The sequence below is a fragment of the Nocardioides carbamazepini genome (assembly GCF_024614185.1).
GTDB lineage: Bacteria > Actinomycetota > Actinomycetes > Propionibacteriales > Nocardioidaceae > Nocardioides > Nocardioides carbamazepini.
Map to the genome: position 1 here is coordinate 517,999 of NZ_JAHTLF010000015.1, position 14,133 is coordinate 532,131.

At 72.3% G+C, this 14,133-nt stretch carries 17 protein-coding genes and 1 riboswitch; of the genes, 8 read left to right on the forward strand and 9 right to left on the reverse strand.

Annotation, left to right across the window (positions count from 1 at the left end):
* Positions 1 to 9 precede the first annotated feature (9 nt).
* The 5 genes from KVF89_RS12395 to KVF89_RS12415 all read right to left on the reverse strand — a co-directional run bounded on the left by KVF89_RS12395 (position 10) and on the right by KVF89_RS12415 (position 3,672).
* On the reverse strand, positions 10 to 471 hold the full coding sequence (locus tag KVF89_RS12395; RefSeq protein ID WP_257425871.1) for a helix-turn-helix domain-containing protein: 462 nt from the start codon (positions 469 to 471) through the stop codon (positions 10 to 12).
* Between the two features lie 176 nt (positions 472 to 647).
* On the reverse strand, positions 648 to 1,190 hold the full coding sequence (locus tag KVF89_RS12400; RefSeq protein ID WP_257425872.1) for a glycine cleavage system transcriptional repressor: 543 nt from the start codon (positions 1,188 to 1,190) through the stop codon (positions 648 to 650).
* Positions 1,191 to 1,257: 67 nt separating this feature from the next.
* Positions 1,258 to 1,767: a MaoC family dehydratase gene (locus KVF89_RS12405; RefSeq protein ID WP_257425873.1), complete on the reverse strand. Its 510-nt coding sequence runs from the start codon at positions 1,765 to 1,767 to the stop codon at positions 1,258 to 1,260.
* Positions 1,764 to 2,501 (reverse strand): SDR family NAD(P)-dependent oxidoreductase, encoded by a 738-nt coding sequence (locus KVF89_RS12410; RefSeq protein ID WP_257425874.1) that lies wholly within the window; start codon positions 2,499 to 2,501, stop codon positions 1,764 to 1,766. Before KVF89_RS12410 ends, KVF89_RS12405 begins: the two co-directional genes overlap by 4 nt.
* Before the next feature lie 25 nt (positions 2,502 to 2,526).
* Positions 2,527 to 3,672, reverse strand: coding sequence for an acyl-CoA dehydrogenase family protein (locus KVF89_RS12415; protein ID WP_257425952.1), 1,146 nt, complete (start codon positions 3,670 to 3,672; stop codon positions 2,527 to 2,529).
* Positions 3,673 to 3,859: 187 nt separating this feature from the next.
* On the opposite strand from KVF89_RS12415, the gene KVF89_RS12420 reads away from it, so the two are divergent.
* From KVF89_RS12420 to KVF89_RS12430, 3 genes are all read left to right on the forward strand, one after another.
* Positions 3,860 to 4,477, forward strand: coding sequence for a TetR/AcrR family transcriptional regulator (locus tag KVF89_RS12420; RefSeq protein ID WP_257425875.1), 618 nt, complete (start codon positions 3,860 to 3,862; stop codon positions 4,475 to 4,477).
* 130 nt (positions 4,478 to 4,607) lie between these two features.
* Positions 4,608 to 5,537, forward strand: coding sequence for a hypothetical protein (locus KVF89_RS12425; RefSeq protein WP_257425876.1), 930 nt, complete (start codon positions 4,608 to 4,610; stop codon positions 5,535 to 5,537).
* A gap of 68 nt (positions 5,538 to 5,605) precedes the next feature.
* A complete protein-coding gene (locus KVF89_RS12430) occupies positions 5,606 to 7,174 on the forward strand; it encodes a multicopper oxidase family protein (protein WP_257425877.1) in 1,569 nt (522 codons plus the stop codon).
* Positions 7,175 to 7,249: 75 nt separating this feature from the next.
* On the opposite strand, the gene cspE is transcribed toward KVF89_RS12430, so the two are convergent.
* The gene (gene cspE, locus KVF89_RS12435) at positions 7,250 to 7,453 is read right to left on the reverse strand and encodes a transcription antiterminator/RNA stability regulator CspE (RefSeq protein ID WP_257425878.1); all 204 of its coding nucleotides are present in this window, start codon (positions 7,451 to 7,453) and stop codon (positions 7,250 to 7,252) included.
* 200 nt (positions 7,454 to 7,653) lie between these two features.
* Positions 7,654 to 7,716: riboswitch (guanidine-III (ykkC-III) riboswitch) on the forward strand.
* A gap of 17 nt (positions 7,717 to 7,733) precedes the next feature.
* Between cspE and KVF89_RS12440 the strand changes: the two genes are divergently transcribed.
* On the forward strand, positions 7,734 to 8,048 hold the full coding sequence (locus KVF89_RS12440; protein WP_257425879.1) for a DMT family transporter: 315 nt from the start codon (positions 7,734 to 7,736) through the stop codon (positions 8,046 to 8,048).
* Here KVF89_RS12440 and KVF89_RS12445 read toward each other — a convergent pair.
* Complete coding sequence (locus KVF89_RS12445; RefSeq protein WP_257425880.1) at positions 8,032 to 8,586, reverse strand: 2'-5' RNA ligase family protein; 555 nt, start codon at positions 8,584 to 8,586, stop codon at positions 8,032 to 8,034. The two genes, KVF89_RS12440 and KVF89_RS12445, sit on opposite strands and share 17 nt — an antisense overlap.
* A 40-nt stretch (positions 8,587 to 8,626) precedes the next feature.
* Here KVF89_RS12445 and cobT point away from each other — a divergent pair, with 40 nt between their 5' ends.
* From cobT to KVF89_RS30030, 3 genes are read left to right on the forward strand one after another with little or no spacing between them, the layout of a single operon-like run.
* Entirely contained in the window at positions 8,627 to 9,688 is a 1,062-nt protein-coding gene (gene cobT / locus KVF89_RS12450; protein WP_257425881.1) for a nicotinate-nucleotide--dimethylbenzimidazole phosphoribosyltransferase, read from the forward strand.
* Between the two features lie 8 nt (positions 9,689 to 9,696).
* Positions 9,697 to 10,464, forward strand: a complete 768-nt coding sequence (locus tag KVF89_RS12455) for an adenosylcobinamide-GDP ribazoletransferase (RefSeq protein WP_257425882.1) — start codon at positions 9,697 to 9,699, stop codon at positions 10,462 to 10,464.
* Entirely contained in the window at positions 10,457 to 11,332 is an 876-nt protein-coding gene (locus KVF89_RS30030) for a DUF1707 domain-containing protein (protein WP_273475470.1), read from the forward strand. The genes KVF89_RS12455 and KVF89_RS30030 overlap by 8 nt, the downstream gene beginning before the upstream one ends.
* Before the next feature lie 2 nt (positions 11,333 to 11,334).
* On the opposite strand, the gene cobU is transcribed toward KVF89_RS30030, so the two are convergent.
* Together cobU and KVF89_RS12475 are read right to left on the reverse strand one after the other, a co-directional pair.
* Positions 11,335 to 11,856, reverse strand: coding sequence for a bifunctional adenosylcobinamide kinase/adenosylcobinamide-phosphate guanylyltransferase (gene cobU, locus KVF89_RS12470; RefSeq protein ID WP_257425884.1), 522 nt, complete (start codon positions 11,854 to 11,856; stop codon positions 11,335 to 11,337).
* Between the two features lie 7 nt (positions 11,857 to 11,863).
* Positions 11,864 to 13,318, reverse strand: a complete 1,455-nt coding sequence (locus KVF89_RS12475) for an RNB domain-containing ribonuclease (protein ID WP_257425885.1) — start codon at positions 13,316 to 13,318, stop codon at positions 11,864 to 11,866.
* Positions 13,319 to 13,342: 24 nt separating this feature from the next.
* Here KVF89_RS12475 and yaaA point away from each other — a divergent pair, with 24 nt between their 5' ends.
* Entirely contained in the window at positions 13,343 to 14,122 is a 780-nt protein-coding gene (yaaA, locus tag KVF89_RS12480) for a peroxide stress protein YaaA (protein ID WP_257425886.1), read from the forward strand.
* Positions 14,123 to 14,133 lie beyond the last annotated feature (11 nt).

Here is a 14,133-nt window from a genome sequence, read left to right on the forward strand (position 1 = left end):
TGGAGCCGCCTAAACAAGGAGCCTCCCGTTGCTGTAGGTGTCCGCGAGGTGCTGGATGAACGCCTTCTCGTGGTCGGTGAGGGCTTCCTGGTTGAGGTGTCGCCAGCCGCGTTCGTAGAGGTTGAGTGCCTCTGTCTCGGTGATGGTGGTGCCGGCGTCGGTCTGCCAGGCCAGCGTGCGTAGGCCGGGGTATTCGCCGACCGCGATCGTCGCCGGCTTGGATCCCGGAGCGTCGAGGATCGGGACGACGAGGTGGAGCCCGAGTGCGGCTGCGACGTTGCCGTAGGCGCCGATCGTGACCGAGGGGTTGCCGGCCTCGATCCTGTGCACGGTCACGCGCGACACGCCAGCAGCTTCGGCGCAGGCGACCACGGTGACGCCGAGGGCCTTCCGACGTTCGCGCAGGCGGGCGCCCAGGCGTCCGAGGTCCGCCTGTTGCTCCGGACTCGTGTACGGGCTGGGTGCTGGCATGTTTCTCATTTTAGTCATCTGGCTGTCAAAGTCCATGATGAGAAACAGATGACACCCCTCAGCGCGTCAGAGCGGACAACTGCCCTGGCCGGAGCCTCCAAGGATCGACGGACGGACGTAGTCGACGAGGTCCACCCTCGACATGGCCCCAGGCCGAACCCGGCTCACACGGAGGGCTACCGCCCGGTCGCCGAGGCGGGGTCTTCGGCGTTCGAGAGATTGATCTCGACCATCAGCTCGTCCGCGATCGCTTCGAGCATCGAGCGCAGGTCGTGCGTGCTGGTCGTGGATGGTGCCCCGAGGACGGCCTTCGCCTCGAACAGATGTCCGCCCGCCATCGGCGCGGCGCGGACGTCGGTGACCAGCTCCTCGATACTCACTCCCCTGCCGGCGAGAGCGCCGGAGATCTCGGCGACGATGCCCGGGCGGTCCGCGCCCAGCAGCTCCAGGTTGATCCGCAGCGCCGGCTCGTCGGCGGGCACGTCGGTCCGCTCGAGCGTCACGAGCAGACCGACCTCCTTCAGCGCGGTCAGCGCCGCGACGAGCGCGTCGGCCTTCGCATCGGGGACGTCCAGCAGCAGGATCCCGGCGAACTTGCCGCCGAGGCGCGCCATCTGGCTGCGGTTCCAGCTCGCACCGTGAGCGCGGATCGGCGCGGACAGGTCCGACACGAGCCCGGGCCGGTCGTCGCCGATGCAGGTGAGCGTGAAGGTCGCCATGAGCGCAGACTACGAGACTCGGCGCCCCAGGGCGGCTCGCCCCAGCGGGAAGCCTCCGCGACCGCCGTCAGCGCGGGACGAACCGCGTCAGCACGTCCGCGACGGCCACCGGTCCTTCCGACCGATCGCACTCCACGACGACGTGGCTCTTCACCTGGTAGCCACCTCCGCGGGCGTCTACCTGGGCCACGGTCACCTCACCCCGGATGCGGGATCCGGAGGGCACCGGCGCGATGAAGCGAACCCGGTCCAGACCGTAGTTGACGGCGGACTGGACGTCGTCGACCGCGAAGGCCTCGAAGATGAACCTCGACACGAGGGAGAGGGTCAGGTAGCCATGGGCGATCGTCGTGCCGAAGGGGCCGTTCGCGGCCTGCTCGACGTCGACGTGGATCCACTGGTCGTCCAGCGTCGCGTGGGCGAACTGGTCGATGCGGGCCTGGTCGACCTCGATCCAGCCCGAGTGCCCCAGCGGTACGCCGACCAGGTCGGCCAGTCCGGAGCAGCGGGTCACGATCGGCTGCCTCTCCCCCTCGTCCGTCGCCTCGACGAGACCGTCGTCCGTCCGCGCGCTCACATCGACATCCCACCGTCGACGGGCAGGACCGCGCCGGTGATGTAGCCGGCCTCCTCGGAGGCCAGGAAGCCCACCGCGGCGCACATCTCCTGGGGCGCGGCGAACCGGCCCAGCGGGATTCCCGTGGCCAGCTCGGCGAGCTTGTCGGCCGGGATGGAGGCGATCATCCGGGTCTCGGCGTTCGGCGAGATCGCGTTGACGGTGACCCCGAAGCGGGCCAGCTCCTTGGCGGCGGTCTTCGTGAACCCGATGATCCCGGCCTTGGCCGCGGAGTAGTTCGCCTGGCCCACGTTGCCGTGGAGACCGCTGTAGGACGTGACGTTGATGACGCGCCCGCCGCTCTGCGCACGGAAGTGGGGTACGGCGGCTCGGGTGAGCCGGAACGCGCCGCCGAGGTGCACCTGTTGGACCAGGTCCCAGTCGGCGTCGGAGGTCTTCCACAGGACGCCGTCGCGGAGCAGGCCGGCGTTGTTGACGACGATGTCGAGTCGGCCGGTCTCCTCGACCGCGGTAGCGACGACGCGCTCCACGTCCTCGCTGTCGCTCACGTCCATGCGCGCGCCCGTGGCACCGATCTCGGCTGCCGCCTCGCCGACGGCGGCCTCGTCGATGTCGGCCAGGTAGACAGCGGCGCCGCTGGCCCGCAGGTGCCGTCCGATCTCGAGGCCGATCCCCCGCGCGCCTCCCGTGACGATCGCGGTGCGGCCGGTGAAGTCGAAGCTGATGTTGCCCATGTCCGTCCTGTCCTCTCCCCGTCGGTCAGAGCCCGAGCTCGCGACCGATGAGCTCCTTCATGATCTCGTTCGAGCCGGCCCAGATCTTCGTGACGCGAGCGTCCCGCCAGGCCCGCGCGACCCGCTGCTCGTTCATGTAGCCGTAGCCGCCGTACAGCTGGACGCAGTGGTCGAGAACCCGGTTCTGGACCTCGGCCGACCACCACTTCGCCTTGGCCGCCTCGACGCTGCTGAGCTCGCCGCGCGTGTGGGCGAGGACGCACTGGTCGACGAACGCCTGGGTCACGTCGATCCGGGTGACCAGGTCGGCCAGCAGGAACTTGTTGTGCTGGAAGCTGCCGATCGAGGCACCGAAGGCCTGGCGCTCCTTGGCGTACTCGATGGTCTCCATCAGGATCTGCCGGGCGTGCGCGACATTGGTGACCGCGGACCCGATCCGCTCCTGCGGCAGCCACGTCATCATGTGCCCGAAGCCGCCGTCGACCGTACCGATGACGTTCTCGTCGGGGACGAACACGTTCTCGAAGAACAGCTCGGCGGTGTCGGCCTCGGGCTGGCCCACCTTGTCGAGCTTGCGGCCGCGGCTGAAGCCGTCCATGCCCTGCTCGACGACCAGCAGGCTGATGCCCCTGCTGCGGCTTCCGGGAGTGGTGCGCGCCGCGACGATCACGAGATCGGCGTTGTAGCCGTTGGTGATGAACGTCTTGGCCCCGTTGAGGACCCAGCCACCGGCGGTCCGCTCGGCGCTGGTGCGCAGCGCGGCCAGGTCCGAGCCACCCGACGGCTCGGTCATGCCGATGGCGGTGACGATCTCCCCGGTCACGCACCCGGGCAGCCAGCGGCGGCGCTGCTCCTCGGTGGTGAGCTGGACCAGGTAGGGCATGACGACGTCGAAGTGGATCCCGGTCGAGGACGCCAACGCCATGTTGACGTGGGCGAACTCCTCGTTGAGGACCGCGTTGAACCGGTAGTCCTCGGCGAGCGAGCCGCCGTACTCCTCGGGGATCTCGAGGCCCAGGAGTCCCTGCCGTCCCGCGGCGAGCCAGTACTCCCGCGGCAGCTGGCGCTGGTCGATGAACCGGTCGACGTGCGGCCAGGCCTCACGGGCCAGGAACTCGCGGACCGCCGAGCGGAAGTCCTCGTGCTCGGTCTCGTAGAGGGTGCGCTTCAGCATCAGGTCCTCCTGAGGGGGCGCGGCGTGGCCGCGGACTTTTCTAAGCGACTGCTTAGATTATGGGGATGATTGGACCGCCTCCCGGCGCATGACGTCAAGGACGACCGCCTGTGCCGCCCGTCACAGCCCTGCCGGCCCACTACAGTCGGCCCGGTCGGCACGCCACGAGGAACCGGGAGGGCAGATGTCGCAGAGCCCGGCGCCCCAGCGCCGCCGGGGCAACGTGCGCGGCGAGCACACCCGGTCGGTCCTCCTCGACGCCGCCGTCCGCTCGTTCGCCGACCGGGGCTTCCACGGCACGAGCACGCGCGACATCGCGTTGGCCGCCGACATGAGCCCGGCCGTGGTGTACGCGCACTATGCGACCAAGGAGGACCTGCTCTTCGAGCTCTCCCTCGACGGCCACCGCTCGGTCCACGCCCTGCTCGAGGCGGAGGTCGGTCGACATCGGTCCAGCATCGACCGGCTGCGCGCAGCGGCCACGGGCTTCGGTCGGTGGCATGCGGAGTTCCACACCCTGGCGCGCGTCGTCCAGTACGAGCTCAACGCCCTCAGCGAGCCACACCTCGCCGAGGTGGCGGCGCTGCGCCGCGTCACCCAGGGACTCTTCGCCGAACTGGTCCGCGACGGCGTCGACCAGGGCGTGTTCCACGTCGCCGACATCGACATGACCGCGACGAGCCTGACCTCCCTCGGCATCGACGTGGCCCGGTGGTACCGCCCCACCGGGGCCTGGACGCCGGAGCAGATCGGGCGCCACCACGGCCTGCTCGCGCTCCGGACCGTCGGCGCCTCGGAGTGAGCCGGTCCGACCGCTCCCGGGACGCCGCCCCGGCCAAGCCCGGCCAAGCCCGGCCAAGCCCGGCCATGTCCCGGAAAGTCGTGACCAGCGGACCTGACAACCGGGCCATCGGGCCATCGAGGCTCACGCCATGACTGACCTCAAGAGTGCGCCGCATCGTCCTCGAGCAGGACGATCGACACCCCGTCGTTCCTCGCTGTCCCGTGCCCTGCTCGCGCTGACGACCGCGACCGTCCTGTCGGCCGGGCTCGCCGCGTGCAACTCCTCGGACGATGAGCCGGCGGCCACGGACTCGGCGACGCCGACCGCCACCGCCGAGACCACCGCCGAGCCGACCCTGACGGCGACGCAGCAGGCCGCCTGCGACGGCCTCCTGGAGGCGGCCACGGCGCTGCTCGACCTCGGCGGGTCGGGCGAGGACGGCCCCAGCAACGAGGAGCTGACGCAGATCGCCGAGCTCTACCGAGGCATCGCCTCCGGGCTCGTCGGCGAGGAGCAGGCGGCCGCGACCGCGGTCGCCGAGACCCTCGACGAGGTGATCCAGACAGGCAACAAGTTGCTGCTCGAGGACGAGAGCCTCCTCGGCAGCATGCTCGCCCCGGCCGCGGCAGGTCGCACCGTGTGCGACTACGCACCGGTCGACTTCATGGCCCACGAGACACCGGCGGCGAGCGCGGACGGCAGCACCGAGATGGCCTACATGGGCCTGCCGGACACCTTGCCCGCCGGGAGGACCAGCTTCCAGCTGACCAACGACGGCGAGGACTTCCACGAGGCGCTCGTGATGAAGGTGAAGGACTCCTACACCGGGACGATGGATGACCTGCTCCAGCTCGACGACGAGGCGATGGCCCAGGCCGCCGACATCGTCGCCGCCACCGTGACCGCGCCGGGCGCGACGGCCGCCACCAACGTCGACCTGACCACGGGTCGCTACGTCGTGCTGTGCCACATCCCGGTCATGGACGGCGCCGGCCCCGACGCTCAGCCGAAGATGGGCGCCAACGGGCCGATCTGGCACTACTCCGTCGGCATGGCGCACGAGGTGACGGTCAGCTGACGGGCGACCCCACGGCTGAGCCACGGCTCGGGTGGACACGCCGCCGGCTGCTCCGGGCAGTCGGCGGCGTGACCGCGGCGTCCCCGCTCCTCGCGCTGACCGGCTGCGACGACCGGCCGGCCCCCGCCGAGCGCCCCACCCGGCGCCCCACCACGTCACCGCAGCTCGCCTACGAGGCCGGGAGCGAGCCCGGTCAGCTCGGGCCGATCCTGCTCAGCCAGCGGACCCGACCCACGCCGTACACGCGTCCTCTGCCCGTCCCCACGCCGCTGCGACCGGTCGCGACCACCGCGACCGAGGACGTCTACGAGCTGACCGCGCGCCCGGGCACGGTGCGGATCCTCGACGACGTCGACACCCCCGTGTGGGGGTACGACGGCAGCTTCCCCGGTCCGCTCTTCGAGAGTCGTCGCGGGCGGTCGGTGCGGGTGCGGCTGCGCAACGAGCTGCCGGTGCCGACCGTGCGGCACCTGCACGGCGGGCACACGCCGCAGGAGTCGGACGGCTACCCCCTCGACTACGTCCTCCCGCACGGCGCCCCGCACACCGGCGGGAAGCACCACCTCCACCCCGGCGGCCGGGTGCACCACGGCGAGTTCGAGTACGTGTACCCGCTCGACCAGCGGGCCGGGCTGCTCTGGTACCACGACCACCGGATGGACTTCAGCGGCCCGCAGGTGTGGCAGGGCCTGGTCGGGCTGCACGTCCACCGTGACGACGAGGAGTCCGCACTCGGCCTGCCCGACGGCGACCACGAGATCCCCCTGCTCCTCTGCGACCGGTCCTTCGGCCCGGACGGGCAGCTGCTCTACCCGTCCCTGGATCCCGACCTGGCGACGACGCCCGGCGTCCTCCCCGACTTCGCCAACGGCGTGCTCGGCGACACCGTGCTCGTCAACGGGGTGCACGCGCCCTTCCACGAGGTCCGTCAGGGCACCTACCGGCTGCGGATCGCGGTCGCCAGCAACGCCCGCCACTATCGGGTCGGCGTCGACCGGCTGCCCGCGAGCGGCGAGCCCTTCACGATGATCGGCACCGACGGCGGCCTGATGAGCCGCCCGATGCCGGTCCGCAGCTTCGTGCTGGCGCCCGCCGAGCGCGTCGATGTCGTCCTCGACCTCTCCCGATACCCGGTCGGCGCGAAGGTGCGCCTGCAGAACCTCTCCGGCGGCACCGGCACCACCGATCTCGTCGAGCTCCGGATCACCGGCCCCGACGACCGGCCGGCCTGGCGCCCGCCGCCACGGCTCAGCACGATCGAGGACCTCGACCCGGCGGCCGCCGTACGCACGCGGTCGTTCTTCTTCAGCAAGGTCCCGACCGCCAACGGCCCGACCTTCCAGATCAGCCACCACCTGTTCGACCCGAACCGCGTCGCGGCGGATCCGCAACAGGGCGACATCGAGATCTGGGAGTTCACGACGGACCAGCAGCACCCGGTCCACGTGCACAACTGTCACTTCCAGGTCCTCGACGACGACGGACCCCTCGCCTGGAAGGACGTCGTCAGCCTCGGCATCAACGACCGGCGCCGGATCATCACCCGGTTCGACTCCTACCGTGGCCGGTACCTGCTGCACTGCCACAACCTCGAGCACGAGGACATGGGGATGATGGCCAACTACGAGATCCGCTGAGAGCGAGGTCCGGACATGCGAAAGCCCCCGACACCAACGGTGCCGGGGGCCTTCTGAAGCGTCAGACGGGATACGTCAGATCGCGTGGACGTTCTCCGCCTGCGGGCCCTTCGGGCCCTGGGTGACGTCGAACTCGACCTGCTGGTTCTCGTCCAGGGACTTGTAGCCGTTGCCCTGGATGGCCGAGAAGTGGACGAAGACGTCCGGGGTGCCGTCGGCCGGGGCGATGAAGCCGAAGCCCTTCTCGCTGTTGAACCACTTGACGGTGCCCTGAGCCATGATTTTCTCCTTGGTGTTCGTCACCCGACGACGTGCCGGGCTTGGTGCTGAAGACATCTGTCTTGCCTGATGCCCAGCCGAACCGAAGACCAAGAGCACAAGATGAACTGCATCCACTGTGGCTGCAGAAGACTCCCGAGGTGGGAACCACTTCAACATCGACAACTCTAGCACTGCACAGCCCCACGTCTAGGATCAACGCACAGCTGTTTCTCGGCTGCCGGACGATGGAGCCGTACCCGGAGTGCGACAAGACGGCCACGAGAGAGGTGTGGCTGTCATGGCGTGGTTGGTGTTGGCGGTGTCCGGAGTGCTCGAGGCGGTGTGGGCGACGGCCCTGTCGCGGTCCGAGGGATTCAGCAAGGTGGCCCCGTCTGTGGTGTTCCTGGTCGCGTTGGTGGCGAGCATGGTCGGCCTGGGGTACGCGATGCGCACCCTGCCGGTCGGGACGGCATATGCCGTCTGGGTGGGGATCGGCGCCGCGCTCACCGTGGTGTTCGCCATGGTGAGCGGTCAGGAGCCGGTGAGCGTGCTGCGGATCCTGCTGCTGCTCGGCCTGCTCGGCTGCGTGATCGGGCTCAAGCTGGCGCACTGACGTCCGCGACGGCGTCGAGCCGGGCACCCAGCGCCCAGCTCGCGAGCACCCGGCAGTCGCCCTCGGCGTAGCGGTGCAGCTCCAGCCGTTCGGCGCGGGCGCGCACCGGCAGCAGTCCCGCGAGGTCGGCCGTCACCGAGGCGGTCGACACCGCGGGGCCGAGCAGGTCCAGCGTCAGGTGGGGTACGACGTCCGCGTACTCCCCCGCGTACGGCGGGCACTCGGGGAACTCCCGCCACAGCCGCGCGGTGAGCTCGGCGAAGGGCCCGGCGGGCACGGGCACGGCGTGCACGATGCCGTCCGGGAAGGCGGTGACGTCGTCGAGCACGAAGTCGAAGGCCGGCCAGGCGCGGGCGATCGCCGCGAGCCGGGCCAGGTCGCCCTCCGCCGGCGACGGCAGGAAGGGCGCCAGAGCGGTGATGTGGGCGTGGGTGAAGGCCGGATCACGAGAGACCCAGGCCGGGTCGTAGTGCTCCCAGCGTCCGCGGACGTAGCCCTCCAGCGCCGGCACGGGCACGACGAGGACGGTGTGGACCATGGCCTTCGAGCATAGGGGTGGGAACGATAGGTTGCGGGGCATGCGCACCGCCGTACGACCACCCGATGCCGACGTCCGTTCCGCTGCCGCCGAGCGCCTCGCCGGGCTGGCGACACCGGCCGGGGCGCTGGGCCGGCTCGGTGACCTCGGCGTCTGGATCGCGGCGACACAGGGCGCCGTGCCGCCGCGGCCGCTGGACGACGTGCGGCTGGTGATCTTCGCCGGCGACCACGGCGTCGCGCAGCACGGCGTCTCCGCCTATCCCCCGGCGATCACGCCGGCGATGGTGCGCACCTTCGTGCTCGGCAAGGCGGGCGTCTCGGCACTCGCCGCCGCCCACGGCGTCCACGTCCGTGTGCTCGACATCGGGGTCGACGACGACCTCGAGGGCGTGCCGGTGGACGTCCGGACGCACAAGGTGCGGCGCGGCAGCGGTGCCATCCACCTCGAGGACGCCCTCTCGGCCGACGAGGCCGCGCGGGCCTACGAGGTGGGCCGGACGGTCGCGCGCGAGGAGATCGCGGCGGGAGCGCAGCTGCTGCTCTCCGGCGACATGGGCATCGGCAACACCACGCCGGCGGCCGCGATGGTCGCCGCGGCGCTCGGGCTGCCGGCGGCGGAGGTCACCGGCCGCGGCACCGGCGTCGACGACGCCGCGTTGACACGCAAGCAGGCCCTCGTCCAGCAGGCGCTGGACCGGGCGGGAGACCGGGCCGACAGCGAGGCCGGGGATCCGCTCGACGCGCTGACGGCGCTGAGCAGCGCCGACCTGGTGGCCACCGTCGGGTACCTGGTGCAGGCCGCCGAGAGCGGCGTACCCGTCCTGCTCGACGGCCTGATGTCCGTCGCCTGTGCCCTGTACGCCGACCGGATCGCGCCCGGCGCCTCCGCCTGGTTCGCGGCCGGCCATCGCTCGACCGAGCCGGCCCAGGCGCTGGCGCTGGAGAAGCTCGGCCTGGAGCCGGTCCTCGACCTCGGGCTGCGCCTGGGCGAGGGCTCCGGCGCGGTGGCGGCGGTCCCGGTGCTCCGCTCGGCCGTGGCGCTGCTGCGCGACGTCGCGCTGCTCGCCGACCTCCTGCCGCCGGCGCCCGACGAGGCATGACCCGAGGGATGAGGGTCGCCGTCGTCGGGCGCAGCCTGCGGCTGTCGATCGGGATGCTGACGGCGCTGCGCGTCCCCGCGGTGCTCCGGGTCACGCCCGGCGTCGCCACCGGCGCGCTCCTGCTCGCGCCCCTCGCCGTCCTCCCCCTCGGCGCCGTCGTCGGCGGCCTCGTGTGGGCCGGCGGCCGGCTCGACCTGCCCGCCCTCGCGGTCGCGTTCACCGCGCTCGCCGCCCTCGCCGTCGGCAGTCGCGCGCTGCACCTCGACGGCCTCTCCGACGTGGCCGACGGCCTCACCTCGTCCTACGACCGGGAGCGGTCGCTGGCCGTCATGAAGAGCGGTACGGCGGGCCCGGCCGGGGTCGCCGCCGTGGTCCTCGTGCTCGGGGCGCAGGCCGCCGGGCTGACCTGGTTCGTCGGCTTCGGCGGCGAGGTGCGGTCCGCGGTCGTGGCCGGTGCCGCGGTGTGCGCCTCACGCGCCGCGCTCTGGGTCACCGCCTGCACGCTCGCTCCCCCGGCCCGCGAGGACGGACTGGGCGTGACCTTCACCCGGCGGGTGCCGGTCGCCGTCGCGGTGGCCGGCTGGGCCGGGCTGGCCGCGCTCGCGATGCTGGTCGACCCGGTCCGCGGACCGGTGACCGTGGCCGCGGCCGCGGTGGTCGTCGCCGTCCTCACCGTGCACACGGTCCGTCGCCTCGGCGGCGTCACCGGCGACGTGTTCGGCGCGGGCATCGAGCTGGCGCTCGCCGTCCTCCTGATAGGACTGGCGGGTGCCTGAGGACACTCCCCACCTTCGCCGCCTTCCCGACCGGGAGCCGCGCGACACCGAGCGGCTCGCCGCCGTCAGCGCCCTCTCCGATGCCCGGGCCCGCGGCGAGATCAGCCAGGACGACCAGCTCGAGCGCACCGACATGGCGGTCCGCGTGGCGACCCTGGCCGAGCTGGTCGAGCTGGTCGAGGACCTCCGCGAGCCGCCGCGGCTCCCCGGGCCCCTGCCCGGCCGCCGGGCCGTGCTCCTCGGTGCGGTCGGCCTGGTGGCCGCGGGCGCCGGGTTCGCCGTGCTCAACCGCGGGGACGACCCGCCGAGGGCGACGCCGCGTCCCGCGCCCGCGAGCAGCGCGCCCACACCGCGCCCGATCCCGACTCCCATCCCGGCACCGACGCCCACGCCCGAGCCGCCGCCGGACATCGACCTCTACTCGGTCGCGGGGCTGGAGGTGCTGTTCGCGGAGTACCACGCGGCGCTCGGCACCTGGAAGGCCTATGACGTGTCGGTCTCCGATCACACCCAGGCCAGCGCCGACGCCGCGGTCCTCCCGATCCGCAAGCGGCGCCTGCAGTGGTGGAGCTGGAGCAGCGACGAGCGCTGGACCACGAACTTCGACCCGCAGGTGGTCACCACCGTCCGGAAGCAGGTCATCGACCTGCGCAAGGTCGACCTGCCGGCCGTGATCGCGAACATCCCGCGGGCCCGGCGCTCCGCGAACGTCGAGGAGCCCGACGCCCCGGGCATCTCCTTCACCTACGACCCGGAGTACGGAGGCATCGTGGAGTTCCACATCAGCAACCAGTACAGCGAGGTCGGGACGATGACGACGGACCTGGCCGGCCGGATCCTGGAGCGGCGTCCCTTCGTCCGCTCCTGAGCTCAGAGGCGCAGGACCCGGCCCGCGACCACCAGGTGCACCTCGTCGCAGGCGGCCGCCACGCGCTGGTTGATCGTGCCGAGCAGGTCGCGGAACAGCCGCGCCGACCGGTGCTCGGGTACGACGCCGAGGCCGACCTCGTTGGTCACCAGCACCACCTGCTCCCCCGTCGCCGTCAGTGCGGCGAGCACCGCGTCGAGGTGCCCGAGCACGTGGCTCTCGATCGCCTCGACCGGCACATCCCACAGCCCGGCATCGTCGATCACACCGGTGAGCCAGGTGCCGAGGCAGTCCACGAGCACGGGCGCATCGGCCACGGCGAGGACCCCCGCGATGTCGCGCGTCTCGGCGGTGGACCAGGTGGCGGGCCGGCGCGCACGGTGGGCCGCGATCCGCGCGGCCCAGTCGGCGTCGTCGTACACCGGTCCGGCGGCGACATAGGTGACCGCCGGCGCCTCGGCCAGCAGGGACTCGGCGTGGCGCGACTTCCCGGACCGGACGCCGCCCGTGACGAGGACCTTCACGGCCGGCTCACGGGAGGGTGAAGGCGACCTTGCGGGTCGCGATGTCGGCGGTGGCGAGGGTGACGGTGACGTCCTCACCGAGCGGGAGGGGCTGCGCGGAGGTGACCGGGGCCTCGACGCCGACCTCGGCGAGCACGACCACACCGGCGGTCTCGTCGTCGCGCACGCTCGTGACGACGCCGTCGAACTCCTTCCCGACCCGGTCGGCGAGCACCGCGGCCTCGATCAGGTCGAGGACCGCCCGCTCGTAGGAGCCGGCGCGGCGCGCGGAGTCCTGCAGGATCTTGGGCAGCCCGGGCAGCGCCGCCACCACCCAGTCGGGCACGGGGGTGCCGGCGCAGATCGCGACACAGACCTCGCCGGCGTACCGGTCGCCGAGGCGGCGCAGCGGCGCGGTGACGTGGGCGTACTCGGCGGCGATCGCGGAGTGCCGGGTCTGCTCGGGCAGCTCGCCGTCGAAGGCGGCGTAGCCGCTGCCGCGCAGCAGGCGGGTGCACGCGACGACCATCGCCTGGTGCTGGGAGAGGGTCGGGTCGAGCGAGCGGACGAAGTCCGGGTAGTCCATGTCCTGGGGCCAGGAGATGCGCAGACCCTTGGCGACCCGGCGCAGCCGGGCGACGTCGCGCGGGTCGGCCGGCGGCAGGGTCCGGAGCATCCCGACCTTCGCGCCCACCATCAGCGAGGCGGCGCCCATCCCGGTCAACAGGGAGATCTGCGCGTTCCAGAGCTCGACGGGCAGCTGCTCGCGGAACACCAGATGGAAGCCGTCGTCGGCCTCGTCGACCTCCTGCTCGGGCAGCGGCAGCGAGATGCCGCCCCGGGCGACCTCCTGCCGCTCGCGCAGTCTCCCGACCTCGCGGAGCAGCTGGAGCACCTCGACACCGGGGCCGGCGGTGCCGTCGTCGAGCGCGGCCTGCGCGTCGACGTACGACCAGCGCGAGGTCGAGCGCACGCGGGCCCGCTCGACCCGGACATCGGTCGTCGTGCCCTCGGCGTCGAGCCGGATCGTCCACAGCAGCGCCGGGCGGACCACGTCGGGCAGCAGCGACGCGGCGGCCTCGGACAGGGCCGGCGGGTGCAGCGGGATCCGGGTGCCGGCGCCGTACAGGGTCTCGCCGCGCCGGTTGGCCTCGACGTCGACCGGGTCGCCCGGGCGGACGAAGGCGGCGACGTCGGCGATGGCGTAGTGGATGACATACCCGACGTCCTCGCCTCCTCGGCGATCCCGCTCGATGTGCAGCGCCTGGTCGAGGTCCATCGAGCCGGCGGGGTCGATGGTCAGGAACGGCAGGTCGGTGCGGTCGAGATCGGGGAGGACGACCTCCGCGGCCGCCCGCTCGGCGGCGGCGGTGACCTCGGCCGGGAACTCCTCGGGCAGGTCGAGCTCGGCGGCGATGGCCGCGAGACCCTCCTGGATCTCCGGAGAGCTCGCCTTGACCCGGACCACGAGATTGCTCGGCATGCCGGTGACCTTATCGTTGGCCCCGTGCTGATCCTGTTGCCGCCGAGCGAGGGCAAGGCCGCTCCGCGCCGGGGCCAGGCGCTCGATCTCGGTGCCCTGTCGTCCCCCGCGCTCACCGGCGCGCGTCGTGAGGTCCTCGACGCCCTCGTCGCGCTCTGCCGCGAGGACCCGGCCAAGGCGGCCGAGGTCCTCGGCCTGTCGGCCGGGCAGGCCGACCTGGTCGAGCGCAACGCGGACCTGCCGGACGCGCCGACCGCCCGGGCGGACCGGATCTACACAGGCGTCCTGTACGACGCACTCGATGTCGCCACGCTCTCGGCCGCCGCGAAGCGCCGCGCCACCGCCCGGGTCGCGGTCGCCTCCAGCCTGTTCGGCATGGTGCGCCTCGGCGACCGGATCCCGTCGTACCGGCTCTCCGGCGACGCCTCCCTCCCGCGACTCGGCCCGGTCGCGGCCGTCTGGCGCGAGGCACTGCCGGCCGCGATGGCGCAGGCGCTCGGCCGCGGGCTGCTCGTCGACCTGCGCTCGGGGATGTACGCCAGCTTCTGGAAGCCCGGACCGGATCTTGCGAAGCGCGTCGCCACCGTGCGCGTGCTCCACGAGCACGACGGCACCCGCAAGGTGGTCAGCCACTTCAACAAGGCCACCAAGGGCCGGATCGTGCGGGCGCTGCTGGAGGACGGGGCCGACCCGCGCACGCCCGCCGCGCTGGCCGATGCGCTCCGCCGGCTGGGCTGGACGGTCGAGGCCGGCGCGCCGGGCAGGGCCGGCACCCAGCTCGACGTGATCGTCGGCGAACTCTGATCCGTCGTACC

Bases quoted from the DNA above. Each gene is read 5' to 3' on its own strand.
- KVF89_RS12395 (WP_257425871.1), bottom strand. From the start codon at position 471: ATGCCAGCACCCAGCCCGTACACGAGTCCGGAGCAACAGGCGGACCTC.
- KVF89_RS12400 (WP_257425872.1), bottom strand. From the start codon at position 1,190: ATGGCGACCTTCACGCTCACCTGCATCGGCGACGACCGGCCCGGGCTC.
- KVF89_RS12410 (WP_257425874.1), bottom strand. From the start codon at position 2,501: ATGGGCAACATCAGCTTCGACTTCACCGGCCGCACCGCGATCGTCACG.
- KVF89_RS12420 (WP_257425875.1), top strand. From the start codon at position 3,860: ATGTCGCAGAGCCCGGCGCCCCAGCGCCGCCGGGGCAACGTGCGCGGC.
- KVF89_RS12425 (WP_257425876.1), top strand. From the start codon at position 4,608: ATGACTGACCTCAAGAGTGCGCCGCATCGTCCTCGAGCAGGACGATCG.
- cspE (WP_257425878.1), bottom strand. From the start codon at position 7,453: ATGGCTCAGGGCACCGTCAAGTGGTTCAACAGCGAGAAGGGCTTCGGC.
- KVF89_RS12440 (WP_257425879.1), top strand. From the start codon at position 7,734: ATGGCGTGGTTGGTGTTGGCGGTGTCCGGAGTGCTCGAGGCGGTGTGG.
- KVF89_RS12445 (WP_257425880.1), bottom strand. From the start codon at position 8,586: ATGGTCCACACCGTCCTCGTCGTGCCCGTGCCGGCGCTGGAGGGCTAC.
- cobT (WP_257425881.1), top strand. From the start codon at position 8,627: ATGCGCACCGCCGTACGACCACCCGATGCCGACGTCCGTTCCGCTGCC.
- KVF89_RS12455 (WP_257425882.1), top strand. From the start codon at position 9,697: ATGAGGGTCGCCGTCGTCGGGCGCAGCCTGCGGCTGTCGATCGGGATG.
- KVF89_RS12475 (WP_257425885.1), bottom strand. From the start codon at position 13,318: ATGCCGAGCAATCTCGTGGTCCGGGTCAAGGCGAGCTCTCCGGAGATC.